At 60.6% G+C, this 23,516-nt stretch carries 22 protein-coding genes, 1 tRNA gene and 1 pseudogene; 13 read left to right on the top strand and 11 right to left on the bottom strand.

Features of this window, described 5'->3' with window-relative positions; all coding sequences use genetic code 11:
- Window positions 1-161 precede the first annotated feature (161 nt).
- On the bottom strand, window positions 162-515 hold the full coding sequence (locus CBW24_RS02055) for a hypothetical protein (RefSeq protein WP_088662505.1): 354 nt from the start codon (window positions 513-515) through the stop codon (window positions 162-164).
- A gap of 435 nt (window positions 516-950) precedes the next feature.
- On the opposite strand from CBW24_RS02055, the gene CBW24_RS02050 reads away from it, so the two are divergent.
- The 8 genes from CBW24_RS02050 (at window position 951) to CBW24_RS02025 (ending at window position 10,811) form a co-directional block, all read left to right on the top strand.
- Entirely contained in the window at window positions 951-2,225 is a 1,275-nt protein-coding gene (locus CBW24_RS02050) for a tyrosine-type recombinase/integrase (RefSeq protein WP_198405214.1), read from the top strand.
- Window positions 2,226-2,447: 222 nt separating this feature from the next.
- Window positions 2,448-2,660: a helix-turn-helix domain-containing protein gene (locus tag CBW24_RS02045; RefSeq protein WP_097372513.1), complete on the top strand. Its 213-nt coding sequence runs from the start codon at window positions 2,448-2,450 to the stop codon at window positions 2,658-2,660.
- Between the two features lie 366 nt (window positions 2,661-3,026).
- Complete coding sequence (locus tag CBW24_RS18285; RefSeq protein ID WP_157773026.1) at window positions 3,027-3,665, top strand: hypothetical protein; 639 nt, start codon at window positions 3,027-3,029, stop codon at window positions 3,663-3,665.
- 75 nt (window positions 3,666-3,740) lie between these two features.
- Window positions 3,741-3,971 carry a hypothetical protein gene (locus CBW24_RS18280; protein ID WP_157773024.1) on the top strand — a complete coding sequence of 77 codons (231 nt, stop codon included), beginning with the start codon at window positions 3,741-3,743 and terminating at the stop codon, window positions 3,969-3,971.
- 45 nt (window positions 3,972-4,016) lie between these two features.
- Complete coding sequence (locus tag CBW24_RS02040) at window positions 4,017-6,686, top strand: DUF3987 domain-containing protein (RefSeq protein ID WP_157773022.1); 2,670 nt, start codon at window positions 4,017-4,019, stop codon at window positions 6,684-6,686.
- Window positions 6,687-6,882: 196 nt separating this feature from the next.
- Entirely contained in the window at window positions 6,883-7,497 is a 615-nt protein-coding gene (locus tag CBW24_RS18275) for an HGGxSTG domain-containing protein (protein ID WP_157773020.1), read from the top strand.
- Window positions 7,494-7,805 carry a hypothetical protein gene (locus CBW24_RS02030; protein WP_198405213.1) on the top strand — a complete coding sequence of 104 codons (312 nt, stop codon included), beginning with the start codon at window positions 7,494-7,496 and terminating at the stop codon, window positions 7,803-7,805. Before CBW24_RS18275 ends, CBW24_RS02030 begins: the two co-directional genes overlap by 4 nt.
- Window positions 7,806-8,120: 315 nt before the next feature.
- A complete protein-coding gene (locus CBW24_RS02025) occupies window positions 8,121-10,811 on the top strand; it encodes a hypothetical protein (RefSeq protein WP_097372510.1) in 2,691 nt (896 codons plus the stop codon).
- Between the two features lie 309 nt (window positions 10,812-11,120).
- Here CBW24_RS02025 and CBW24_RS02020 read toward each other — a convergent pair whose 3' ends face one another.
- Together CBW24_RS02020 and CBW24_RS02015 are read right to left on the bottom strand one after the other, a co-directional pair.
- Window positions 11,121-12,062, bottom strand: a complete 942-nt coding sequence (locus CBW24_RS02020) for an Abi family protein (RefSeq protein WP_198405212.1) — start codon at window positions 12,060-12,062, stop codon at window positions 11,121-11,123.
- A gap of 149 nt (window positions 12,063-12,211) precedes the next feature.
- Window positions 12,212-12,499 (bottom strand): DUF6471 domain-containing protein, encoded by a 288-nt coding sequence (locus CBW24_RS02015; protein ID WP_097372509.1) that lies wholly within the window; start codon window positions 12,497-12,499, stop codon window positions 12,212-12,214.
- A 95-nt stretch (window positions 12,500-12,594) separates the two neighbouring features.
- Between CBW24_RS02015 and CBW24_RS02010 the strand changes: the two are divergent.
- The 3 genes and pseudogenes from CBW24_RS02010 (at window position 12,595) to CBW24_RS02000 (ending at window position 14,724) form a co-directional block, all read left to right on the top strand.
- Window positions 12,595-13,459: pseudogene (locus CBW24_RS02010) on the top strand (transposase).
- Window positions 13,460-13,764: 305 nt separating this feature from the next.
- Window positions 13,765-14,295, top strand: coding sequence for a hypothetical protein (locus CBW24_RS02005; protein ID WP_097372508.1), 531 nt, complete (start codon window positions 13,765-13,767; stop codon window positions 14,293-14,295).
- Window positions 14,296-14,523: 228 nt separating this feature from the next.
- A complete protein-coding gene (locus CBW24_RS02000; RefSeq protein ID WP_198405211.1) occupies window positions 14,524-14,724 on the top strand; it encodes a hypothetical protein in 201 nt (66 codons plus the stop codon).
- A 564-nt stretch (window positions 14,725-15,288) separates the two neighbouring features.
- Here CBW24_RS02000 and CBW24_RS01990 read toward each other — a convergent pair.
- Window positions 15,289-15,930, bottom strand: a complete 642-nt coding sequence (locus CBW24_RS01990; protein ID WP_097372507.1) for a recombinase family protein — start codon at window positions 15,928-15,930, stop codon at window positions 15,289-15,291.
- A gap of 546 nt (window positions 15,931-16,476) precedes the next feature.
- Between CBW24_RS01990 and CBW24_RS18270 the strand changes: the two genes are divergently transcribed.
- Window positions 16,477-16,935, top strand: a complete 459-nt coding sequence (locus CBW24_RS18270; protein ID WP_157773017.1) for a hypothetical protein — start codon at window positions 16,477-16,479, stop codon at window positions 16,933-16,935.
- A gap of 106 nt (window positions 16,936-17,041) precedes the next feature.
- Here the strand turns inward: CBW24_RS18270 and CBW24_RS01985 are convergent, their stop codons facing one another.
- The 4 genes from CBW24_RS01985 to CBW24_RS01970 form a co-directional block, all read right to left on the bottom strand.
- Window positions 17,042-17,401 carry a hypothetical protein gene (locus CBW24_RS01985; protein ID WP_097372506.1) on the bottom strand — a complete coding sequence of 120 codons (360 nt, stop codon included), beginning with the start codon at window positions 17,399-17,401 and terminating at the stop codon, window positions 17,042-17,044.
- Window positions 17,402-17,545: 144 nt separating this feature from the next.
- Complete coding sequence (locus CBW24_RS01980; protein ID WP_097372505.1) at window positions 17,546-18,205, bottom strand: hypothetical protein; 660 nt, start codon at window positions 18,203-18,205, stop codon at window positions 17,546-17,548.
- A 274-nt stretch (window positions 18,206-18,479) separates the two neighbouring features.
- A tRNA-Pro gene (locus CBW24_RS01975) sits at window positions 18,480-18,556 on the bottom strand.
- Between the two features lie 86 nt (window positions 18,557-18,642).
- Window positions 18,643-19,656, bottom strand: a complete 1,014-nt coding sequence (locus tag CBW24_RS01970) for a DMT family transporter (protein ID WP_088662506.1) — start codon at window positions 19,654-19,656, stop codon at window positions 18,643-18,645.
- A gap of 177 nt (window positions 19,657-19,833) precedes the next feature.
- On the opposite strand from CBW24_RS01970, the gene CBW24_RS01965 reads away from it, so the two are divergent.
- Window positions 19,834-20,229, top strand: a complete 396-nt coding sequence (locus CBW24_RS01965) for a hypothetical protein (protein WP_088662507.1) — start codon at window positions 19,834-19,836, stop codon at window positions 20,227-20,229.
- 80 nt (window positions 20,230-20,309) lie between these two features.
- On the opposite strand, the gene leuB is transcribed toward CBW24_RS01965, so the two are convergent.
- From leuB to CBW24_RS18470, 3 genes are all read right to left on the bottom strand, one after another.
- Window positions 20,310-21,407: a 3-isopropylmalate dehydrogenase gene (gene leuB, locus CBW24_RS01960; RefSeq protein WP_088662508.1), complete on the bottom strand. Its 1,098-nt coding sequence runs from the start codon at window positions 21,405-21,407 to the stop codon at window positions 20,310-20,312.
- A 74-nt stretch (window positions 21,408-21,481) separates the two neighbouring features.
- On the bottom strand, window positions 21,482-22,573 hold the full coding sequence (locus tag CBW24_RS01955) for an endonuclease/exonuclease/phosphatase family protein (RefSeq protein ID WP_232530008.1): 1,092 nt from the start codon (window positions 22,571-22,573) through the stop codon (window positions 21,482-21,484).
- Between the two features lie 56 nt (window positions 22,574-22,629).
- A complete protein-coding gene (locus CBW24_RS18470) occupies window positions 22,630-23,466 on the bottom strand; it encodes a hypothetical protein (protein ID WP_088662510.1) in 837 nt (278 codons plus the stop codon).
- Between the last annotated feature and the right edge of the window lie 50 nt (window positions 23,467-23,516).

The following is a 23,516-nucleotide window of genomic DNA, read 5'->3' as shown; positions in this document are numbered from 1 at the left end:
AAGCCGACGGCACATTCGGGAGGAACGGGCGGCAGGCCTGCCGCGACCGTATGGGAGGATGGAGGAAAGATGCGAGCCGGGCCCGTGCAGTCACCGCCTAGCGGGACAGAAAGGAACCTGCGCGCAAGACCGCGCTGCGGTCGACGCCGAGGGCGCGCCGCTCAGACGAGCGGTGGACGCAGATGCGGGCGCAGAACGGACTGTCGGGTCAGGTCAGGGTCACGGGCATGCAGCACGACACGGCGGTAATCGCCAAGCGCCAACGCGCCCAAATCGCCGCTCATTTTCTCGGTGCAAGGTTGGCCCGTGCAATGCAGGGCGATTGCCAGATCCGGTGCTGCGTCATCCGCCACAACCAAAGTGTCGAAAGCCATATCGACCGACACCATATGCGCGTGGCCCGCGCCCTGCTCGGCGCACTGATCGACCGAAACCATGCCATGTGCAAACACGCTCGTAATGGCGAGTTGCAGCAGCATGACAAGGATCAGGATGCGACCGATCAAGATGGACACCTCATTGTTCTGGCGTCTAAATCTCCTGCCACCGAAGGCAGGTCAAGCGGCATCGCACCTTCCTCCGCCGGAGGGTCACGGCAACGTGACTCCCGGTTTGGGCCGGGCGCGAAACCGCCGAAATTGCGAGCAACTTCGCAAGCAGATTCGGACCCGTCCCGGCGGGCTGCCAGACGCCATACGCCATGCCAGCGTCACCTGAGGGGGGACGAAAACGCGGTATCTGATTTCTTGGATTTATTGGTCGGAGTGAGAGGATTCGAACCTCCGACCCCTGCCTCCCGAAGACAGTGCTCCAAAGGATCAGATTAAATCAGAGCGAACAAATTTTGCTTCTATAGCTATATTTTGTTGACGATATAAGTAGCCCATGATCTCAGAAGATATCAGAAGGTGGCTCACCCCGTGCTGCCCATGTGCTGCCCGAGATCAATCATGACGAAAAGCCCCCGTGTTCGGTTGACCGACGCGAACATCAAGGCGGCAGAACTTCCGCCAGGCAGAAAAGAGGCTGTTATATGGGATGCTGAAGTTCGAAATTTCGGTCTGCGCCTGCGAGAGAACAGCAAAACATACATCGTGATGTACCGCCCGCAAGGAGCAGGACGCGGCACGAACTCGAAGCGCCTAAAGATCGGATCGCCCGCCACGGTCCCTAACGTGAAAGAAGCGCGGAATCTCGCTCGCGCCGCGCTGGGCAGGGTTGCAGCAGGGGGCGACCCGGCAGCCGAAAGACGCGCAACCCAGCAACGCGCAACCAAGAGTGTGGGTGCCATGCTTGAGCGTTACGACGCGCATTTGGCCCGCCGTCAGTATGTCACCAGGACCGACGTTCTAAGCTTGCTGCAACGCCGATTGGAGCACCTGAAGCACCGCGACATTTCGGAACTCCGCGGATCCGACATCGCGCAGATGATTGAGCGTCTGGACGCAGCGGATACAGGAAGTAAGGGTAGCACATTCCGATCGCGGCTAAACGCATTCTTGAATTGGTGCACTTTCGACGCCCGCGTAATCGATGCAAATCCGTTGGCGGGCTACAGACGCCGCCGCGATACACGTGCTGAGCGGGTGGCACGGACCACACGGGGCCGCGCGCTCTCTGACGCGGAGGTCGTCGCTATCTGGTCGGCCGCCACTCCGGACACGGCCTTTGGACGCATGATGCGTTTCCTCATCCTGACGGGGTGCCGCCGAAATGAGGGCGCGCGCCTGATGTGGGAAATGGTTGATCGAAAGCAGGCATGCGTCAAGCTGCCCGCCACCTTCACCAAGCAGGCGCGAGGCCATACGGTCTATATCGCACCTGCGCTGGAGGGAGTGTTTGCCAGTTGCGCAGTCGACGCTCGAGGACCGCAATGGGTATTTCCTTCACCCCGGACCGGGCAGCCAATGAGCGGATGGTCAAAAATCATGGATCGGAACAACTTGCGTGGGCAAGGAAGCTCTACACAAGGCAAACTAGGATTCGTGGCCTCCTGTGGAGTGGACTTCTCTTTGCATGATTTGCGCCGCACATTCAGAACCGGACTTTCTCGCCTAGGCATCGATCGGGAGATTGCCGAATTGGCGCTGGGCCATGCACGAGAAGACCTCGAAGCCCGATACAACCGTGATGGCTGCGAGGAAGCGCTTCGGAACGCTTTTGCAGCGTGGGCAGGCCATTTAGAATCTGCGGTCGGGGCTAAAGAGCATGATGTTTTTGGGTAACGTCACGAGACGATATGCCTACTGTATGCCCATTATATGTATATATAACAGATGCTTAGCTTAAAAAAAATCTTGACGGCGCGCCTGTTCCGAGATACCGTATGATCCAAAATGTCGTGTCTCGATTTCCGCGCTTTCCTCGTTTTCCTGACCTTCCTGAGAGACCCACCCCAACCTGTGGTCCAACAATCGTCCGCTCGCCCGGTACGATCAGGAGAACTCATGTCCCAAAGCGCTCATATTCCCGATCTGGATAAGCTGCCGCCTTGCGCGCTGCTCACCTACACTCAAGTCGCCAAATTGGCCGGTTTTTCGTTAGTGAGCATTAAGCGCTGGGCCGCCGATGGGCGGGGCCCGCACATGACCCGTATCGAAGGGCATCCGCGGTTCACCGTCCGCGACGTAAAAGCGTGGATGAGTGGCGAAAATGCGTAAAGCGCCAAGCAATACAATCGAACCAGATTGGCACGAATGCGCTTTCGTGACTATCGCCCGGTGCGCCGGTATTTTGGCGGTATCCAAGGCCTCCGTTTACAATCTCGAGAAGAGCGGGCGCCTAGAATTCCGCCAGTTGGCTGGACGTACGCCGGTGACTGTATCGAGCGTGCTCGAAGCGGTAGAAGGCGCCGATCCGTGGACGGCTGCCCCTCGACGCGGCACCGCGGCCCTCAAGACCGAGGGGTCGGCGGAGTGAGCGCGCGTTCTTCAAAGCCCCCGCACAAACCTTCCCCTCTACGCTACCCTGAGCCCGGAAGCCTGCTGGCTGCCTACAACGCGCTAGGCGAAGGTGAACCCCAACCCGTGGATTTCGGCGACGTAACTTCGCAGATCGAAGTTTGGCGGTTAGATGCAGGTATCCTAGACCAAGAGGGGGTGCCGATTTTTCGTCTAGGTGCCGCACATTATCGGGATACGCTGATGCGCTGGGAACTGGAACGCAGCGTAGCGTCCCGCCTGGTTCCCTCGTTGCTCGCCACCCACAGCGTGAAAGCCGCTGTGGAACTCGTGAGTGATAAGGCTTCGGAGACGGTGCGCGCAATCTATGACGACCCAAATAGCCGCTTTTTACTGGACGCACTGGCCGAGGCCAAAATCGAAGCAGCGCGCCTTAAGTCCACCCAAGCAGAACGAAACTGGCAACGCCGGTCAAAGCCGAGTTCAGCAAAAGCTGCCGTCATGGCCGCCTATTTTGACACCATCGTCAACGCGCCGGCAGGCGTGACGCATTCTGCGCGGTCGCGATATGCTCAGGTAGCAAAACGCATGGGGCTCACACTCAGCGTGGTCCGCCACACAGTTGAGAATTACGGGTACGTCGGTCCTCGCGAATTGAGCCGCTTAGCGCTTGCTTCCCAAATACTGGCTAAACTGCAAGGCGTGCCGCACAGCGGCCTAACGTTGGAATTGGCCACGCGGTGTTTTGAGCCTGCGCAAACTTAGGCACAAAAATCAGTCAGCCTTGTACGGTTAAATGGCAGAGCCTCCTTGGCAACGTAGCATACCGGGAGAACGCACATGCTGACCGCACGCTGGATGACACTCAACGAGGCAGCAAAGCGCGCAGGGCGCTCCTACTCATGGGCTCATGATCGGATGGCCGATGGGCGGTTAGAGCGCCGCTCCGGAACCGAACGGCAAATCTTGGTGAGCGCCGCGAGCGTCGCTGCCCAGATCGCAAGATCGCAGGCGCGTGCAAAAGCAGCCACGCCACCACGGCTGCGGCTCGTGATCGACAACACCAAATAAAAAAGGTCGGCGCTCTGGCGGAGCCACCGACCTTTAGGGATGCACATGAAACATACTACTCCGGACCCAAGCCAACAAGAGGCTATCCACATAGGGCACACTGCGCCCACTTCAGAAACGCCAGGCGACGTCGCCGCGGGCTTCCTAAAGCAGCTTGATCCGAGCGGCGTGCATAATCTCGTTGCGCTAGATCCAGCGCAACAGCGCGCGCCAAAAGGAAAAACTTTTCGCGCGGGCGATTTTGCGGCCATCAAAGCATGGGTGGATGCACGTGCCGGCGACGTAAACCTGTATTATACTCTCAACGAGGTGTCGGCTGATTGTGCCGATAAGAAGCCGAGAAAATCCGATATTCGGCGGATCCGCGCGCTGTGCGTCGACGTCGATCCGCGAACTGGCGTCAACCTGGACACCGTCCGCGCTGAAATACGAAAGCATCTCGCTAATTATAGAAATCCTCAGTTCACATTTATCGTGGACAGCGGAGGCGGCTATCAAGCCCTGTTGGTTCTGAACACCAAAATTGCCGCTAACGCAGAGCACATTGAGTGGGCAGAATCCCATGCGCGCGGGCTTATTCAAGAAATGCACGGGCCCAACTATCAAAGCGATGAAGTGCAGAACATCGACCGGCTTTTGAGGCTTCCCGGTCCAGACAACATCCCGACCCCAGGTAAACTGGCCAAGGGACGCCAGAGGCGGCCCGCACGCGTCGTCTGCCAGCGGTCTGCGCGAAGCTCCGTCGCAGAAATCAGCAAAAGTATTCAGCCTCTGGTGGCCGACGTCGAGCCAGATCGCGACGATGAGATACAAGCGGCCATTTCTGCGATCGAGCACTCGGGATACAATTGTGTCGAAACATATTCAGAGCTTCCGGACGCGCTGCGCGCGCAGTTCGACAGGGATCTAGCCGAGAGGCCTTCTCTGATGGCCCTCTGGCGAGAGGGAAAGCTGGCGAGCGACGATAAGTCAGGGTCGGCCTATCGCGCCGCTCTTTCGGGTGCGCTTAAGCGCATCGGGGGCTACACTGAAGAAGACTACGCGCACTTGGCTTTTGTATGGGACCGTGCCGTACAGGCAGGCGATGATCGCGATAGCAAGTTGACGCCTCGCGCACTTGGTCGGGATTGGGTCAATATCCCAGGCGAAAGGGAAGCCGAAGATTTCTTCACGAAATTGACGAATAGTACCGGCGCCGCGTCAGGTTGGAGCGAGCCGGTCGATATCTTCTCTGACACCCCCCTCACCCAGCTCTCCGCCCTGCCCGAAAATGCACTGCCGCCTGAGCTCACGCGGTGGGTGGACAGCGAAAGCCGCCGCAAAGGCGTGTCACCTGCATTTGCAGCAGCGGCCGCAATCGCAACGATAGCCGGATCCGTAGGAGGTGGCCTGAAGCTTCTACCCCGTTTGCGTGACACGGAATGGCGCGTGCCTTGTTCGCTTTGGGTGGCGCTGGTCGACAATCCCGGGGGCGGGAAAAGTCCCATCATAAATGCGGCACTGAAGCCGTTGCGCGAACTGGACGCCATGCGCTGGGCGGCCGCAAAGCCTGCAGTAACGCAGTGGGAGGCGGACAATCGCGGCCGAAAGAAAAGCGGCACTCCAAAGCCAACCGTACCACGAACGCTTGTCGATGACGTGACGATGGAAAAGTTGGTAAGCCTAAGCGCGGAGAACCCACGGGGGTTGATGCAGGCGCCAGACGAACTGACGCAAGCATTCGGCCAATTCGGTGCCTACAAAAGCAACGGAGGCGGCGGAGACAGGAGCCAGTACCTCCGCTTTTACGACGGGGGCCCGATCTACGTTGATCGGGTCGGCGCAGGCGCGCGACGCACCGAAAGTGCCCTGATGGGCATTCTCGCAGGCACTCAACCCGACCGGATCGGAAAACTGGCTCGCGATCTCGGCGAAGACGGAATGCTGCAACGGTTTCTGTTCGTCGTAGGGGACGACCTAGATCGAGCAGGCGGCGAAGACGCTGAACCAGATGCAGAAGCGCTGCGCCAATACCGGGAACTCGTCCATTTTTTGGCTCAGCAGGACTTCGGGAGCACCGAACTCCGCATGTCCGAGAGCGCCTTCCGAGAGTTCGAACGCGCCCGGTTGGCGATCCGCGATTTAGCGCACGTGCCGAGCGCGTCGGTCGCCTGGCAGGGTCATGTCGCAAAGTGGGGGGCAACCTTGGCGCGCTTGGTTCTAACTTTGCACGCTGTAGAAATGTGGCGCTGTCACCGAGCCTTGGGATTTGTAGAGACAAGTTGTCCGGTCGACGAAAGAACAGTTGTTCGTGCAGCCGTCCTAGGAAAGTTCCTGCTGCGGCATGCATGGGCGTTTTATAGCCAACACTTCGACCCGGAGCCCACAGGAAAAGAAACTAAAAGCTTCGCGGGCTACCTGCTGGCACGGCCAGAAATCGTCGAGTTCAGCAGGAGAGACGCCGGCCAGGCGCAAAAATCTCTACGCGACACGCGCAAATTGGCGTCGGTCATGCGCGCCCTTGAGACGCTAGGCTGGGTGCGCGCTAAAGCGCGTGACGCCGAGGGCCCATCTCGGTGGGAAGTTAATCCAGAACTTGCGTCGCGCTTCTCGGAACGGGCCCATTGGGAAGCTGAAGATCGCGCCAGAAAGCGTGCCGCGATTTTGCGTGCGGCCAAGGCCCGCAAAGATTTGCTCGGCCAGCAGTGTGGGTCGATCGAGAGTACGGAGGTGTAAGTGTGGCAAATGTGGCTTGTGTGCGCGGCACAGAAATTACCTTTCCTTCTTCTTATTATATATTTTCCCAATACTCCGTGAGTAACTTTTTCTATCTCCAATGCGCGCGCAAGCCACACTTGCCACGGGTGCCCAGCACCCCAGGGGCCGCAGGCGCGATACCTCAAGGGTCTGTTCGGATAATGGGGCCCAGCGCATGAGCACGAAAAGAAACAGAAAAGGAATGGGTGGTTGGAGCGCCTACCATCGTTCCGCCGAATTCCGCGAACTTGCGGACGCCGCACTTGCTCGGTTTCGCGCCCGGCGCCACCTCCTCCCGAAATGCGGCGCCGCTAAAAAGAGCGATGGCGCCCCGTGTCAGAATCTTCCGTTGGAAAATGGGCGCTGCCGGCTTCACGGGGGCAAGACGCCGAAAGGCGACAACTGGCATCGACCTCGGTGGCCGGAGAGCAATAGCCCTGTTGCTTCACAGAAGCTGCACGCGAAACTCGAAGCCCTTGAGCGAGCACGACGGAGAAGAAAGGCGCGCATTGCGCGAATGAGCGAAGCGGAGCGCACCCGACACGAACTCTGGCATCACGCGCGCCCGGTGGGCAGCAAAGAGGCTCGCCGGGCAGTGCGTCTAGAGCGCATACGCAACACCGATTTTGCGAAAATCTGCGCCCGTACGCCAGCAGCACAGACGACGAAAGATCCCGAGTACATCGCTATCGAAGCGGAAATCGCGGCGGTTAAAGAAAAACTGGCGTTGCTTGGAGATTTTTCTCCGCCAGAAGCCCGCGACGAACTGGAATGGAAGGTTTTCGGATGAACCATACCGAAGCACATGCGCGAAAAAGAGCTCTCCTGCTACGCATTCAGACGGAGGGCGCGGAGGCTGCGTATACCGCCGCGCTTGAAGTCTGCAACGACGTTAAAGCGCCTGCGCCAGCGCGAGCAACATGCGCGACGACCATCCTACGAGCGGGGGGTTACCTGAATGCAAAAGGCGAAGATGGCCCAGGCAAGCAACCACATGAAATGACCGCGGCGGAGATTAGCGCTCAATTGCGAGAGATGCGCGCACTCCGCGAGAAAAGCACCGATATCGAGGTGAGCGAAACGACTGCGTTTGGTTGAGCCATTCGTTGCGACGCCCGACCGGCGACCTTGAGAGGAAAGTAAATGGCAGTTTCGGACCAGAATGGCACCGCACCCACCGCGGCCACGGGCGCCCCGTGGCTACGATACCAATCTCGGCAAAAGGAAAGTCCGGCGGCATCGCAGCCTCCGCAGCCGTCGGATACTCACGGGCGGCCGTGGGAGCGCGATTGGAGCAATCCGCAGACACCCGACCGCCCCACTCATGCAGGCCGTCCCTGGGAGCGCGATTGGAGCGTCCCGCAGACACCGGACGCCCCCGTAGAGCGGACCGGCTGGGGTAAGGCCGACGGCTTGGCTTCGGCCTTGTTCGATGGCGTGCGGCAGGGCGCCGCGATGCTCGCCGGGGCGCCCGTGGATCTCGTGAACCATTCTCCGCAACTGCTGAACCTGTTGCCGGGCGAGCAAGGCGTCGGCCCTATATCCGACAACCCGCTTGGCGGTCGCGAGACGTGGGACACGTTGCTCCGGGTTGGGGGCGCTGTGCCTGATTACCAGCCAGAAGGCGGCGCAGAGCGCGTCCTTAACCGCGGCGGTGAAGAAATTGGGGCGTCCCTGCTGCCCGCTTTGGGCGCGCTCGCGAAAGCGGCAACGACCCCCGCGCGGGTCGTGAACCAAATGGCCAGCGCGCCGCGCACGATGGGCGAAGCGGTCCAGGGCAAACTGGTGCAGCCCGCCGCTGTAGCCCCCGGCAGTTTCGCCGCGCGGGAGACGGCTTATGCGGGCGGCGCGGGCACGGGCGCAGGTCTCGCGAACGAAATTGCGGGCGAAAACCGGGGCGGTGTCTCCGACTTCGTCGGCTCGGTCCTGGGCGCGCTTGGCGTCGGCTTGGCGAGCGGGACGGGCCGCGCCGTCGGCACACTGGCGGCAGGGGCCACCGGATCGCCCAAGCTGGCCAGCGACGCGGCGGGCGAAGCCGTTGCCGACCGCATCATCAATGCGTCGACGGATTTGCAGGAACAACACGCTCGCACCGGCACGGTCGACGCCCAACAACTGGCCGACGTCCTGCGCACACCGGCCCCGGTCGAAACGGCTGTCCCCGGCTACCGCGCCAATATCGGCGACCGCACAGGTGATCCGAGCCTCGCGACGATGGCGTTCGAGCAAGACGCCCGCGCGGCAGGCGCCGCGAACCTACGCCACGAAGGCAACGCGGTGGCGGTCAACACGCGCATGGCAGGCATGGCGCCGCAGGGCGACCCCGCCGAGTTCCGCGCTGCGCTACAGGCGGGGGTCGACCAGCAAATCGACGACGCGATGCTGCAAGAAGATCTGGTGCGGCAGAACTTCGACGCGCTGATGCAAGATCTGACGCCGAGCCTCGGCACGCCGCAGGTCCGCGGCAACTCGATCCGCAGCGGGCTGGCTGACGCCTATGAGGCCGCGCAGCAAAACGTGCGCGACAAATACGCGGTGATCGACCAAGCGAACACGCCCGTGGACATCGGCCCGCTGCGGGAGTTGTTCGAACAGGTCGACGCGGGTCTTCCGGTGAACGACGCGCAGCGCTTCCGCCCCACGGAGGCCTCCACCCCCGCTTTGTTGGCCCCCGCCAAACCGGAGGCCCCGATCAGCACCGGGGTTCTCGACGCCGACGGGCGCCCGATCCTGCGCGACCCGCCCCCGGTCGACCAGACCGTGCCTTACCGCGAGGTGGCCTCGATCCGGTCGGGCCTGACCGACGACGCCCTCAAGCAGCGCGCGGCCAAGGAAAACCAAGCCGCGCGGGTGACGGACATGTATCGGGAGCAGGTCGACAATTTCTCCGACCAAGCGCTGCCGGAGGACATGCGCGCCGCGCTGACGGACGCCCGCGCGGCACGGCGCGACGTGGCCGACCGGTTCGAGCGCCCCGGCACCGGCATCGCGGAGACGCTGCGCCCCCGTGAAGGCGGGGATTATCGCATGGACCCCAGCGCCGTGCCGGGCCGCTTCGCGCAGCCGGACAGCGGCCGCCTGGACGATCTGCAAGCGCTGCTGCGCGAAGCGGGCGGCGACCCGCGCGTGCGCGACGGGCTCGCGGACGAGGTTATCGCCGACGTCCGGGCGCGCGGGCTGACGGAGAAGCCGGACGCGCTGGCGAAGTATCTCGACGACCGCAGCGTGCTGCTGTCGAACTTCCCCGAACTGCGCCAAAAGCTGGACGCGACAGGCGCAGCGGCGCGCGAGGTGCAAGCCGCGCAAAAGACGAGCCGAGAGACGCAAAAGGGCCTCACGACGCCCAACCGTTCCCCGGAGGCCAACTACCTGCAATACGGTGACGAGCGCGCAGCGGACGCGGTGCGGGGCCTCGTTAACGCGAAAGACCCGAAGGCGGCGACGCGGCAGTTGCTCACCACCGCGGGCGACGGCGCGGCGCGCGAGGACTTGCGCACGGCCTTCTGGCAGGAGGTCACGCGCCGGGGCGAGATGGACGCGCCGACCACGACCGGGGAGCCGCGCTGGAACGCCAAGAAGATCCGGCGGTTCCTCGACGACCCGAAGGCCTCCGCCGTGGCCGACGAGTTGTGGGCCGACGATCCGCAGGCGCTGGCCGACATCAAGAACGTGTTCGACGCATTGTCCCGCGCCGAGGGCAGCACGCGCGCCCGCGCACCGGGCACGTCGGGCACCGGGCAGGCGCTGTCGGGGAAGTTCGACCCCTCGATGTCCACCGCGTCGCTGGCCTCCCGCGCCCGGAGCGTCAACCGGGGCCAGCTCTCGCCGACGATCGCGATCGTGGACGTCGCCAGCACATGGCTGCGCAACAAGAGCAAGCAGGTCCAAGCGCGGGCGATCGACGAACTGGCCGCGAAGGCGGTCAACGACCCGGAGTTCGCCGCCGCGCTGCTGGAGAAGCACAACCCGGCCACGGCAGCGGCGCGGGGCCGGATGCTGACGCAGAAATACGGGCTGCGCTGGCCGACGCTCGTGAACAATCTTGAGGACGACGAAGACGACGAAGACGACGACCCGCTCCTGAACGCCATTCGACGCAAATGAGAACTCCGAACTAGCGCGCCGTTTCTGAGCATTGGGTGCCAAGCGTTAGGAGCGGCGCATTGACGGCATTATGGGGCGGGCTCACCGAATATGTTTTTTCACCGAAGCCCCTAGATTGTCGCGCACCTTCCGAAGAAGCCGAGCCGTCCGCTCTGGCGCGTCGCTCCCGCCCTTTGACCACTGCGCCGCTGCGCCGCCTTTTCTGCCACGCGCACAGCATCCGCCCCCATGCTGGGCGATCAGGGCGCGGGCCTTCTTGGTCAATCTCAGATTGTGGGATGGTGTGGAGCAGGGCGCGGAGGCGATACACTACATCCAAAGTTCGTTCTCTAACCAGTCATTAGGGAATCCTGCGGAAGCCAAACTCAGTCTAGGAGAGGAAGGGAAAGTTGCTATGTGGCTCACAAAGCGATCCTTCCAAGACGTTCTCGGGTTTGCGGCGATAAGCATGTAACGACAGACGCAAGAGATAGAATATAGCCTTTTCCCGGCATGGTCGCGCGCCGTCAGGTGAGAAAGCTCCTTAGGGATGCCCCTCCCCGAAATTTTTGGTTGGTTGACTAGTGGCTTGTTCCAGAGCCGAGAGTGATGGGCGCAAACATTTCTAGTGAAGGCGAGGGACCGCGCCCATGAGCGAAGAAAGTTAGGCTTTACAGAACCATAGCTGGAACCTATTTGTGCAAGATGAGTGTTTCTCATGCCTGAAAGAAGATATGACAAGGGCCCGAAGTCCAGCAACTCAACAGCAATCCAAACTGGCATGTCATCGTTGGGGTATTTTGTGCGGAAATGTTCTGCAAACCTGTCCTTTGATACTCCAGCGCGCTGGTCTAGCCTAGCAAGCCATTCACGGTGCAAAGTCACGCCGCCCCTCTGTCGAGGCTTCGCAAATGATGGGCCTAGATGCTCAAGATCCCTGTGCGCTTTCGGACCGTGCTGACCCAAAGTAAGTGCTATTTCTGTTCTAAGCGAAACTTCAAGCCGCTCCAAAGCATCGAGCATAATCAGGCGCAAGCGCCCGTCGAAGGTGTACAGATCAGTAGCTTCTTTGAAGGTCGTTCCGGCGACGAAAGTGTCTAGCGCCTCACCGCTTGCGGCTCGCGCCCTCATTGGGTGCCAGTATGCACTCAGGCGATAGTAGCCGATACGTTGAAGGTACTCCGACGCCTTCGCTTCGTCCTCAATTACCATGCCGCGAGAACGAAGAAGTTTGATCTGCTCTGGCACAGGCAGATAAGGCTTATCATACATGAAAAAGGCCATCCCTTGTGACGAAGCAACAGAGGGGACAGCCGTATTGATGTCTTACATGATTCATCATGACGCCACTGGCAACATTAAAATGTAGATCGTGATAAATGTTACGTTAAAAATCCTTGAAACAACATGGCGCGAAAGCGCTAGAACTGTGTTTTTTCATACTTAAAATCAATAACTTCCAGGCATTGAAATAAAAAAACCGCGCTGAACCCGCCACGACTTATCTTGTTCGCCACGCCGCCCGCGCTCATTTCGACACCTATGTCAGCGAGCCGCTCGGCAAGCTGCTCTGTTGAGACACCCTGCTGACGCATGGCATCACGCAGAAAAGCCTTGGCGCGCCCCTCGAACATCTTGTTGACCGGCGCGTCCTTCCTAGCGGTCGGTTTTGGCGGGTCTGGACGTTCCGTCTTGCTCATCACGTTCATGGCGAACCTCAAAAATCACCGGATATGGTGATAATATACGTTGACGGGCCGCTTGTCCAATGCGATAAGGGTATAACCATATAAGGTGATATTCGATGGCCCAGCATTTCCTTCGCTCCCCCGCCGCAAAGACCCTCTCGCTGGTCGAGATCATGCGCGTGTCCGGCGCGCGAGGCGTTCCAAAGCCTCCGTTGGGCAGAGAATGAGGGCGAGCCGTTTTGCCCCGAGTGTGGCTGTGTCGAGCACTACGACCTCAAGACGCGCCCCGTTTGGAAGTGCAAGAGCTGTGGTAAGCAGTTCAGCGCCACCAGTGGCAGCACCTTTCACAGCCGCGAGCTTGCTCTGCGCGACATTCTCCCGGCCATCGCGGTCATTAACGGAGCGAAGGGCTACAGTGCTTTGCAACTCTCCCGTGACTTTGAGTCGATTACAAGACTTCATTCGTCTTGCTGCACAAAGTGCGTGAGGCAATAGGGGCTGCTCGCGAGGATGGCGCGCTGGGTGGTGACGTTGAGGTGGACGACGCGTCAGGGTTGTTATCTCAGCCCGCGAGCGCGGCGCGCGCACCGTCACGCGCGTAGATCGACCGAAGCCGCGGGCGTTGCAGTGGTTCACGAGACCGTCGAGCGCGGCGCTACCGTTCATGCTGACGAAGCTTCTTATTGGGACAAGCTGGCAGCGCACTTCCTAATAAAGCGTATCAGCCACAAGGAAATCTACTCTAAGGATGGAGCCTGCACCAACCAAGCAGAGAGCTTCTTTGGCCGCCTCCGTCGCGCTGAGATTGGCACCCATCACCACATCGCAGGCCGCTACCTGCATGCTTACGCTGCTGAAATGGCATGGCGTGAAGATAACAACCGTCTGCCAAACGGCCATCAGTTCATCATTGCTGCTGGCGCGACTGCTGTCTCCGGGAAGTCGGAGCGCATGTGCGGTTACTGGCTGCGCCGGAAGTAAACGCCCCAAGAAGGTCGCTCCCAGTGCCCCGCCACGCTTGAAGCACAAATGCTGCAATACGCGAGCAAACGGGAAGCGGAGCTTAAGCGCAGAAAGGTCAGTGCGAAATTCGCATCACGCTACTGGCAAGAGCCGAGCCTGAATTAAATCGAGGATGCATCAGAACTTTTAGCGAACCCTGATGCAGTCTCCTTGCGCGCGAAATCCTCATATGGTAAACACGAAGAAACCCGCCACCATTTCTGGTAGCGGGCGATTCGGAGCCTAGGTTTGCAGACCTATGACGGCTCAAACAATGTGAGGCCATGATGGCGGAATCCGTCCAATATGTCAAGGACGTTGCAGAGTTTCTGCGCGTTGCTGGTGAGAAAGATGCAAATTCGGAAAGAGGTCAGCGATTGATCTCTTATGCGGATGTGGTGGACTCTGCCGCAGCAGAAATTTCTAGGCTTCGCAGCCTTACCTCGGCCTTGCCCCCTGACCTGGGCGACATCCACGATCTCCCCCAAGAGCTGATTGACGAGTTGTCTGCGGCCAAGACCGACGAACTGGAAGACCAGCTCGTTACGGTTATCAACTCGTACGGCGGAGAAGCCTCGCTCGATCAGATCCTTGTTGGCCTGTATCGCAAGTTCAAGGCCATGCAGAAGCGACGGTTCATCCAGAACAAGCTGTATCGCATGGAGGCCGTGTGGAGCGTCGATGGCAAGAAGGGGTTCTACACGACCCAGAAGCCCGAAGACCCGCAGGATAGCGAAGGATATAGGGCTTCCGAAGGATACTCGTCTCAGAGCGGCTACGGCGAGCCTGACGACGAAACACAGATTCCGTTCTAACGGGATGTCTCGGAACAGTCCAAAGGAGGTTACGAAGATGGGACGAATATAGAGGGGTCCACCTAGGTAAGCGTTGGCGCGCTATCCTAGGTGGGGAAAATCCGGGCCGGGGCATTCGCCTCGGCCTACCTCAAATTGACCGAATTTCGGACAACGTACATCTGACATTTGCGCCTTTGAGGGGCGCGGGTCAAGTCTGACGTTCGGTCGCTGCATCACAGGAGTAAAATGATGCACGATCCTAAGCTGACAGCGGACATGGTTCCGATCATCAAACTTGCCCGCCTTCTGGGCTTTCCGTACTCGTGGATTTCCGCCTATTTCAACGGGCTGAACTTCGGTCGCATCGCAGATGTGGTGAAGGGCCGCAGGTTCACGGAAATCCCGCCCGCAGAAGACCTCCCGAGGGACTTCCCCAAGCGGCGATAAGATGAGAGGGCGGCTCACAGGCCGCCCTCTTTCACTTTCCAAAGCTTGTACGGCCCAAACTCCCCCGTGATCCGTCGTCCATCCCTGATCCTCGATCAACCCCTGCCTGACGCAATCCTTGATACAGGCCTCGATGCACTTGCATAGCGTTGCAAGCGTGGCGTCGTCGGCAGTAAGGCCGCGCTCATGGCGCCACGCCTCAGTGATTTGGCGAGACGTGAGCGGGCCGCCAGCCTCTCGAAGAGTATTCAGGACGAAGCGCTTGACGCTGCCCTTCTTCGCCCGGTGCTTCGTAACGTATTCCTTTATGGCGTAAGTGTCCGCGTGTGGATCAAACAGCCTTATGGCGGCGTCCAGGTGGTCTATGTCCACCGTCAGCTTCTTGATCTCAGCTTGGTATCGGTCACGAAGCGCGGATAGCTCAGCGTGCTTCGCGACAAGGCCCGCAACCGTGTTCGGGCGTTCTTACTCTGGCTCGTTTTTCGTGTCGCCAGAACACATAACCATTTCAAGTTATTCAACTAACCATACTTAATGAGTTTGCTAATGCCGCGCATTTTCAGTTCAGAGACCCCATTTCTGTAAGGTTTGCTCGCACCCACTAGGATCAGCTTGTATCCGCAGAACCGCTTGGCGACTAAGGCCTACCAGCCGCGAGATTTCGGACGTTCCGAGCCCCTGTTCTGACGCGACGCCCACTTGATCGAATTGCTCGCGGGTATAGCTCGGTTTTCTGCCTCTAAATTTTGTTCCTGCAAAATCCTGCGCTTTGGCGTGGGCTATTCCTGCGCGCCGCGCTTCCTTTGTTGCCTCGGCTTGGGCTTGGGACAGGGCTGCCATAAACCCGATAAGGGCGTCTCGAACCGCTCTCTGCATCGGATCTTGCGTTGAGCCATCGAACACCATCCCATTGATGATTGTCCGCACGACGACCCCGCGCCGCATGAAAGCACGAATGTTGTCGCTGACGTCTTCATAGTCGCGGCCAAGACGATCAACCCAGCGGACGAGCAGCGTATCGCCGGATCGAAGCATGTCGAACAAGCGTCGGCCCTGTGGCCGTTCTGCGAGCCGGGTGGTGACACCTGAGACGCCCTGGTCGGTGACAACGTCATCAACAAGATACCCTGCGTTCTCTGCTTGAGTTAGCTGGTGCGCAGCGGTCTGATCTTTTGTTGAGACCCGTGCATATAGAATGGTTTTCATTTGCATCCTCATCCAGCGGGCGACTGAGCGTTACGCCACGCCGCGCATACCGCGGCATGAGCCCGCGTTCGTATTGCAGGAGCCGTACCGTGCAGCGCTAGCACTTCCAACTCGTCAGCAGCCTCCCAAGCTGCGGTCGCATCCTGCGCGCGGCAAGCGGAGGCCAGCTGCGAAGCAAGGCCAAAGTAGCGAGTTAATTCTGAGGTTGCAGGCATTCTGTTCTTCCTTGTTGTCCGCTGTCTATATGTCCATATAAATGCATGTCCGTATACTGATGTCAATGACAACGGACATCCAGTACGACACTTTCGACTCGTCCACTGAGGTATACCCTAGCGGACACACTGCGGACGGGTGACTGCCCGGCACCCGCCCCCTGGGGGCAGTCCGCGCCGCCTACAAAAGCCGGCATCCCTTGGCGCTAGAAATTTGCTGGCAGGTCAAACTTTTTCGGCACGCTCCTAAGTTTTGCACAACCTAGTCACAGCCTATCCCGAAGACATAGACGCCCACTGCCGTCACAGTGGGCTGTGAGAGGGGATGCAAATGTTTCATGCAAAAAGCGCCTGTGCCGCGAAACCTAAGAACGACAGCGATTTCTACGCAGCGTGCGTAAGCGATGAATTTGAAAGGGCCACTAGCAGCCTGGAGGCGGCCTATCACCTATCGAATGGGCTCTATTCGCTACAACTTCATGCGGTGCGCAGTGCGCCAAATCTTTCGATCGGATCGACCAATCGCCTACTGCACCTTTGCGGCAGGTTGCCGTACGCCGTAGCGGGCTTAATTACCGATGAGGCGCGGCTTGGCTTCGCTATGGAAGGGGTCGCGGGTGTGGATACTCTCATCCGCTTCTGGGGAGAGCCGCTTGCGGTTCGGCAGCATTGGTCTCAGAGCCGTATTTACGCTGCGGGTCTGTCCGTGCGCTGGCTACGGAATGAATGCCACAATATCTCGCTACTGCGCGAGCTCGCGCACCGCTCCGCCAAGAGGAAATGTGCCTGATAATAGCCGGGGCCCACTAGCGCATAGGCAGCACCCCGCTCGGCAGCTAACCTTGGCGGGTTGACGGGGCGCCCGGCGGAAAGCGCGCGGAATAACTCCCGTGGCGCTAGCCGTAGTGAGGTCCGTCAACCTCGACGTTCTCATACGTCCTACCGTCGGTAGTGAATACCAGGTCGAACCGTTTGAAAAACGAGAATAGCTTGTCGAAGGGCAAGTTCACTTCAATTGCGCGGATTGCCACGTCCGGGTCACCGAAAGCGCCAGTCTGCAGGTAGACTACCACGCCACCACTAATATTTTGACCGGGGTTCTCGTAAAACGAGATACGGCACCCGACCACAATCTCGTCGGGTCGCGCCAAACCCAAATCTTCAAGAAAATCTTTCAGGGACCTATCGTCCGCGCGATCGGCGGCTACGGTGCCGCGATAGTCATTGTACTGAACCTGCGCTGCACGAATGGGCATGGGAAAAATCCTAACTGGTAAGTTGCACCACCCAAAGACAGCACCTTTCCAGTGAGCGGGAAAGAAAAAATAAACTAAAGAAAGAAGTATTTTGGCCGGGAGCGATCTCGGGCACCCCTACGCCGGCGACTGTGAGCCGCGCGGCTAGCTGGCGCCGCCTACGGTAGCGAGAAGCTCAGCTGGCACTACCCAAGGCCCATTCCAATCTTCTTCCCGCCAAGCCAGATCACGGCGGCGCTGCAGTAACTGCTCCGCTCTCGATTGGAGCGAAGGGAAAAGAAGGCAGGCGACGTCTGATAGACGACAGCCTTCGCCGTGCGCTTCGAACAGACCAACGTTGCTCAGCGCTGTGGCCGCTTCCTGAAATGCTAAGAAGTCAGCAGTTGGGGTGTCGAGCCGCTGCTCTAACAGCGCATAGGCGTAGCGGGCCAGAGAGTGGGCCCCCTCGTGAGCATCAGCGCAGAGGTCTCGTTTCGCTATCCCGTTTTCTGCCCAATCCCGAGGATCGGGAAGCCACTCGTCCATCAGCACCAACAAGTCAGTCGGGCACTCCGCTACAGAAGCGTCCAGCACGATCGAGCGGAAACGACAGACCTCGTTAAACACAACGGACGGATTAGCAGACCACCAGCGGTCGCTGATCGTTGTTGCAACCAACGTCACACCGGCGTCTCCCAAGACCCGCAATGGAACCACGATATTTTGCCAATGGCGCGCGAGCGTGGCGAGACCATCGAGGCCTTCATATCTGGCGTTTGATTGAACTAGGGTTTCCTCGGGCACCGGGGAGAACGCGGCATGCATACAGTTCCGTGTCTGCGCCTTCACACGTGCTCGCCAACTCTTAAGTAAAACTTCACTACCGGACCGCTGAAACATCACAAACACCCTCAACTTTTAAGAAAGAGGGTAGCACGGATTTGCCTGTCGGACCCTACGCAATTTTTGCGGGCTATACGGCCCGCGTCCAACCGCCCTAGAGTCGCGTGATGCTGCCCCGGTGCTGCCCAGTGAACTGCGCCCGTAGTGCCCGCCTCAAGAGGAAGGCAACCAACCGACTGAATTTTCTTGGATTTATTGGTCGGAGTGAGAGGATTCGAACCTCCGACCCCTGCCTCCCGAAGACAGTGCTCTACCAAGCTGAGCTACACTCCGACCGTGAGGCGGGGAGTTACAGCGCATGTTCGGGTTTGGCAAGGGGGGATTGCCCGTGCCGCTGAAATTCGGGCGCGCGTCCAGCCCTACTCTGCGGGCGGCGAAAGCGGCGCCGCGGCCCCCTCTCCGCGCGGGGTGCGGCGGCGTTGGGACAGTCGCTGCATGACGCTGACGCGGGGTGCCCCCATTGGCACCCCGAACCGGCTGCGGCTGCGCAGAACCGGCGTGCCGGAGCCGGATTTGCGATCCTCGCGGAACACGATGTAAAGCCCGGACGCAATGATGATGACCGCGCCAATGGCGGTGTTCATGTTCGGGATTTCATCGAACAGCAGCACACCAAACAGCGTGGCCCAGATGATCTGACTGTATTGCATCGGGGCGACGATCACCGCGCTGCCCAGCCGGTAGGCCGCGATCTGCAACAGCGTGCCGCCAAAGCTCAGCAAAGCCATAAGCCCGAACCCGCCTAGTTCCGTCAGCTGCACGGGTTTGTAGACGAAAGGCAGGAAGCACGCCATGACCACGAAATTCGCGACCATCGGATAAAGCAGCAGCACCGCCGCACGCTCATCCTGCCCGATCTTGCGCACGATCACCGCCGCCGTGGCCCCCGTAGCCGCCCCGATCACGGCCGCTAGATGGCCAAGGGTCAGCTCCGTATCGCCCGGTTGCAACACCACGATCACGCCGATCAGCCCCACAATGACCGCCAAGCCACGGCGCCAACCGACCTTCTCGCCCAGCACGGGTATCGCCAGCATCGTAATGAGCAGCGGCATCGAAAACAGGATGGCATAGGTTTCCGCCAGCGGCAGGGTGGAGAAGGCGTAGAACACGCAAAGACCGGTTATCACCGCCATCGCGGTGCGCAGCGCCGACCAATAGGGATGCTTGGGCCGCAGATTGCCGTCGGTCCGGTCCCGCATCAGCATCACGGTCACGATGGGAAAGCCGAACAGCACGGAAAAGAAAACGATCTGAAACGGCTCGAACCGCGCCCCGAGAATTTTCACCACCACATCGTGGGAGGCAAACACAGCAAAGGCGGCAAGCCCGGCCAGAGCGCCGCGACCGTTGGAGGCAGGGTGTCCGGGCATAAGGCGTCCTTTACAGGGGGTGGTGTCGCAGCGGGCAGGCCCGGCGCAGACAGCAATGCCGGGACAGGCCAGCTGCCCGCACTCTCGTCAGATCAGCTGCCCCATGACATACTGCGCTCATTCAGACGTGCAATCGCTTTACCGCAAGTTTCCTTCAATCCTCGTGGAGTTTCCGCCATGACATTGACGTATAATGAAAATGATCGTGAACATTTCGGCATCGTTCAGACTTTAGGCCATCTATTGGGCAGGATCGATGCCGGGGTCGTGCATCGCAACGACCAAAGCCATTCGTATTACAAGGGCATCGAACTGCTAAAGCTGTATCCCGGCAGCAAAGGGCGCGGCCAATATTTCCTGAAGGCCGATTGCACCGGCGCAGGTCAGACGGCCCATGGTCGCAGCCGGAACCGCGTGGTGGTGAAGATGGGGCAGGACAACCGGCCCGTCGCGGGCGAAGGGTGGTTTTGGCGTCACGACGACCGGGTGCTGAAGCTCGGCCCGAATTTCTTTCAGCGGGCCGCCGTGCCGCGCGCCTTCATGGCCAAGTTGCTGGACAAGACCGCCGCCTGAGGCTCGTCGCGCAGCCCTTCGAACGACAACGGGCGGCACCGTTGCCGATGCCGCCCGTCTATGCGTCGTGGCTGCGAGGCTTACGCGGAAAGCGCTGCCAGAACCGCGTCGCCCATCTCAGACGTGCTGACCGGTGTGCCGCCTTCGGGGCCCATCAGATCGGCGGTGCGCAGACCGTCGGCCAGCACCTTCTCCACCGCGCGCTCCAGCCGGGTGGCGTCTTCGCCCATGTCGAAGGAATAGCGCAGCGCCATCGCAAAGCTCAGGATGCAAGCGATCGGGTTTGCCTTGCCCTGACCGGCGATATCGGGGGCGGAGCCATGCACCGGCTCATACAGCGCCTTGGGCCGGCCATTCGCCATCGGCGCACCGAGAGAGGCGGAGGGCAGCATGCCCAGCGAGCCGGTCAGCATTGCGGCGGCATCCGAGAGCAGGTCGCCGAACAGGTTATCGGTGACGATCACGTCGAACTGCTTGGGCCAGCGGCACAGCTGCATGGCGCCTGCATCGGCATACATGTGGCTCAGTTCCACATCGGGATAATCCTCGTCATGCACCTTCTGGACGACCTCGCGCCACAGAATGCCGGATTCCATCACGTTGGCCTTCTCCATCGAGCAGACCTTGTTGCCGCGGCGGCGAGCCAGTTCAAAGGCGGAGCGCGCCACGCGGTCGATTTCGCTTTCGGTATAGCGCTGGGTGTTGATGCCGACGCGCTCGTTACCTTCGTGGATGATGCCGCGTGGCTCGCCGAAATAGATGCCGCTGGTCAGTTCGCGCACGATCATGATGTCGAGCCCGGCAACCACGTCTTTCTTCAGCGAGGAGAAATCCGCCAGCGCATCGAAACACTGCGCCGGGCGCAGGTTGGCATAAAGGTCCATCTCCTTGCGCAGGCGCAGCAGGCCGCGCTCCGGCTTCACCGAGAAGTCGAGATCGTCGTATTTCGGGCCGCCGACAGCCCCCAGCAGAACGGCGTCCACCTCCTGCGCGCGGGCCATCGTGTCGTCATGCAGCGGGGTGCCGTGCTTGTCATAAGCGGCGCCGCCGACCAGATCCTCGGACACGTCAAAGGTGGTGCCCTGCGTGCCGAACCAATCGATGATCTTGCGAACCTCGGCCATCACTTCGGGGCCGATACCGTCGCCGGGCAGGATCAGAATGGAGGGATTGGACATGGGGCTGCGCTCCTCGCAATAAATGGTCGGGAACGGGCTATAGCGCAGCAGCCGCAGGGTCAAGCTGGGCAGGCTTAGCGCAGTGGTGGGGGCAGTTCGATTTCGATCCAGACGGGTCGGTGCGTCGAGGCGCGCGCCGCGACATCCGCCCCCGCCCCTGACCCCGTCGCGCCTGATCCCGTCGCGCCGGGCACATCCACCAGCACGCCACTATTCACCACCGTGATGCCACGTTCCGGCAGCACATAATCCACCCGCAACCCGCCGGGTCCGCCCTCGGCCTGCGGGCGCCAGAATGCGGTATCCTGCGCAGCCGGTCCGACATGGCTGGGATCCTCCGCCACGGGGGTCGGCGCCGCAGGGCCGGTATCCTGCCACAGCGGACCTGCCAGCAGATCCGCGATCACCTGTCGCCGCCCCTCCCCGTCATAGGGATCGAGATTGGCATTGCCCAGCAGCACGCGGGGCGCGGGTGGGGGCGGCTGGTCCAGAGCGCCGCGCAACAGCGCATCCCATAGGCGGATTTCATCGGCATTACGCATGCCATTGGCATCCTCCGGCCCGTCGAATACCGGCGGCGTCGCGGCGAAAGCCAGCAGGGTGATCCGCCCCTTGGGGGTCCGCACGGGAATGGCATAATGCCCGGAACTCGACAGCCGCTGCACCGCCTGTGCCGCATCGGACGGAAACGCCTGCCCGTCTTTTTGAGGCATCTCAGCCCCCGGCAGGTCACGCCACAGCAGCGAGCTCATATCGATCAGCCCCGCCGGATCGACCGGATAGCGGCTGAGCAGCGCGATGCCGCCCGCGCCGGTGAACCGGCCCCAGCCCTGCGCATCGCCCGGCCCGCCGCTGCGCCCGTCCCCGTCAAGGTCCAGCCCGGTTTCGACCCCGCGATTTCCCGCCAAAGGCACCAGGTGCGGATAGTGCACCCCACGCGCGGCCAAGGCCTCCGCAAGGGCCCGAAGGCTCGCGCCCTGCTGGTCCTGATCCATCCCGGTCAGCAGCAAAATATCGGCCCTCAGCGCCGCGATCATCGCAATGGCGGCTGTGGCTTGGTCTTCGGCAAGGGTGATATCGCGCAGAAGCAGGCCCGGCCCATCGCGCCGCAGACCGGCATCATAGGTCGCGATGCGCAGCGGCTCGGCCATGGCCCCCAACGGCATGAGGATAATGATTAGCGCAGAAAGCGCCTCGGCCCGCCGCCGCGTCAGCGCAGCGCTCAGGTGGCGGCGAATCCCACCTCGGCGGCAGGCAGGCTCTGGCGTCGCTTGGCCGCGATCATCGCCGCGACGCGCCGCATCGCCATGCCGCGCATGAACAAAGAGCAGGGAAGAAACGCCCATGCCGATACCGACCAGATCAAAGTGTGGTAATTCGAAAATTCCCACGGCGAAAACAGCAGCGCCGCGCAGATCGCGATGCCCGGCACTATGAATGGCAGCAAAAATCCTAAGATGATGTTAACCGTCGCATCCCGGTTCAGCCGCGCGACGACATCTCCGCCGGTGGTGGGATCGAATGTGGGCAAATTGATCCAGACGTTGAACGCCTGCATGTGATTGGGCCAGCCCACCACCCGCAGCGCCAAGGCAAAAATCATGAGCGTCAGCAGCGCCACGGCATAGGCCAGACCCGCCCCTGCGCGCACCAGATCGGCCACGGCGGATTGCGGCCCGTCCGGCAAGTTGTCGACCATCAGCCGCACCGGCGAAAACGGGAAATCGATCGCCTCGCCCACGCCGCGCCCGAATGCCTCGACCACCAGCGTCAGCCCCGATGGCGCGACACCGTTCACACAGAGCACGGTGATCAGGAACACGCTGGCAAACAGCGACAGGAACCGAATGCGGTTGAAGGGCGGCGCGTCGCGAAATTCGATAAGCGACGGATACGCGGCCGTATATTCGAAAATCGTCAGGCCAAAGCCGAACAGCGCGATCAGCGCCACGATTTCCGTGCCATCGCCGGTAATGCCCGGCAGCATCAAGGATGGCGTGGCGATCAGAAGCGCGACGAATCCCGCACGCACCAAGGCTCCGATGAGTCTCGTGAACACTGCCCCAACTCTCCTGCACCGGCCGCACTCGATACATCGTCGAGCTGCTT

This window comes from Pacificitalea manganoxidans (assembly GCF_002504165.1).
GTDB lineage: Bacteria > Pseudomonadota > Alphaproteobacteria > Rhodobacterales > Rhodobacteraceae > Pacificitalea > Pacificitalea manganoxidans.
The sequence above is the reverse complement of the archived record's forward strand: the minus strand, read 5'-3'. Positions and strand labels throughout refer to the sequence as shown.

What these genes read in the sequence shown, in the direction of transcription:
- CBW24_RS18280 (WP_157773024.1), top strand. Translation starts at nt 3,741, where the DNA reads ATGCTGACCGCACGCTGGATGACACTCAACGAGGCAGCAAAGCGCGCA.
- leuB (WP_088662508.1), bottom strand. Translation starts at nt 21,407, where the DNA reads ATGTCCAATCCCTCCATTCTGATCCTGCCCGGCGACGGTATCGGCCCC.
- CBW24_RS01965 (WP_088662507.1), top strand. Translation starts at nt 19,834, where the DNA reads ATGACATTGACGTATAATGAAAATGATCGTGAACATTTCGGCATCGTT.
- CBW24_RS02045 (WP_097372513.1), top strand. Translation starts at nt 2,448, where the DNA reads ATGTCCCAAAGCGCTCATATTCCCGATCTGGATAAGCTGCCGCCTTGC.
- CBW24_RS02050 (WP_198405214.1), top strand. Translation starts at nt 951, where the DNA reads ATGACGAAAAGCCCCCGTGTTCGGTTGACCGACGCGAACATCAAGGCG.
- CBW24_RS18270 (WP_157773017.1), top strand. Translation starts at nt 16,477, where the DNA reads ATGTTTCATGCAAAAAGCGCCTGTGCCGCGAAACCTAAGAACGACAGC.
- CBW24_RS01970 (WP_088662506.1), bottom strand. Translation starts at nt 19,656, where the DNA reads ATGCCCGGACACCCTGCCTCCAACGGTCGCGGCGCTCTGGCCGGGCTT.
- CBW24_RS01985 (WP_097372506.1), bottom strand. Translation starts at nt 17,401, where the DNA reads ATGCCCATTCGTGCAGCGCAGGTTCAGTACAATGACTATCGCGGCACC.
- CBW24_RS01990 (WP_097372507.1), bottom strand. Translation starts at nt 15,930, where the DNA reads ATGAAAACCATTCTATATGCACGGGTCTCAACAAAAGATCAGACCGCT.
- CBW24_RS01980 (WP_097372505.1), bottom strand. Translation starts at nt 18,205, where the DNA reads ATGCATGCCGCGTTCTCCCCGGTGCCCGAGGAAACCCTAGTTCAATCA.
- CBW24_RS02030 (WP_198405213.1), top strand. Translation starts at nt 7,494, where the DNA reads ATGAACCATACCGAAGCACATGCGCGAAAAAGAGCTCTCCTGCTACGC.
- CBW24_RS02005 (WP_097372508.1), top strand. Translation starts at nt 13,765, where the DNA reads ATGATGGCGGAATCCGTCCAATATGTCAAGGACGTTGCAGAGTTTCTG.
- CBW24_RS02020 (WP_198405212.1), bottom strand. Translation starts at nt 12,062, where the DNA reads ATGTATGATAAGCCTTATCTGCCTGTGCCAGAGCAGATCAAACTTCTT.
- CBW24_RS02000 (WP_198405211.1), top strand. Translation starts at nt 14,524, where the DNA reads ATGATGCACGATCCTAAGCTGACAGCGGACATGGTTCCGATCATCAAA.
- CBW24_RS02015 (WP_097372509.1), bottom strand. Translation starts at nt 12,499, where the DNA reads ATGAACGTGATGAGCAAGACGGAACGTCCAGACCCGCCAAAACCGACC.
- CBW24_RS02040 (WP_157773022.1), top strand. Translation starts at nt 4,017, where the DNA reads ATGAAACATACTACTCCGGACCCAAGCCAACAAGAGGCTATCCACATA.
- CBW24_RS01955 (WP_232530008.1), bottom strand. Translation starts at nt 22,573, where the DNA reads ATGCCGTTGGGGGCCATGGCCGAGCCGCTGCGCATCGCGACCTATGAT.
- CBW24_RS18275 (WP_157773020.1), top strand. Translation starts at nt 6,883, where the DNA reads ATGAGCACGAAAAGAAACAGAAAAGGAATGGGTGGTTGGAGCGCCTAC.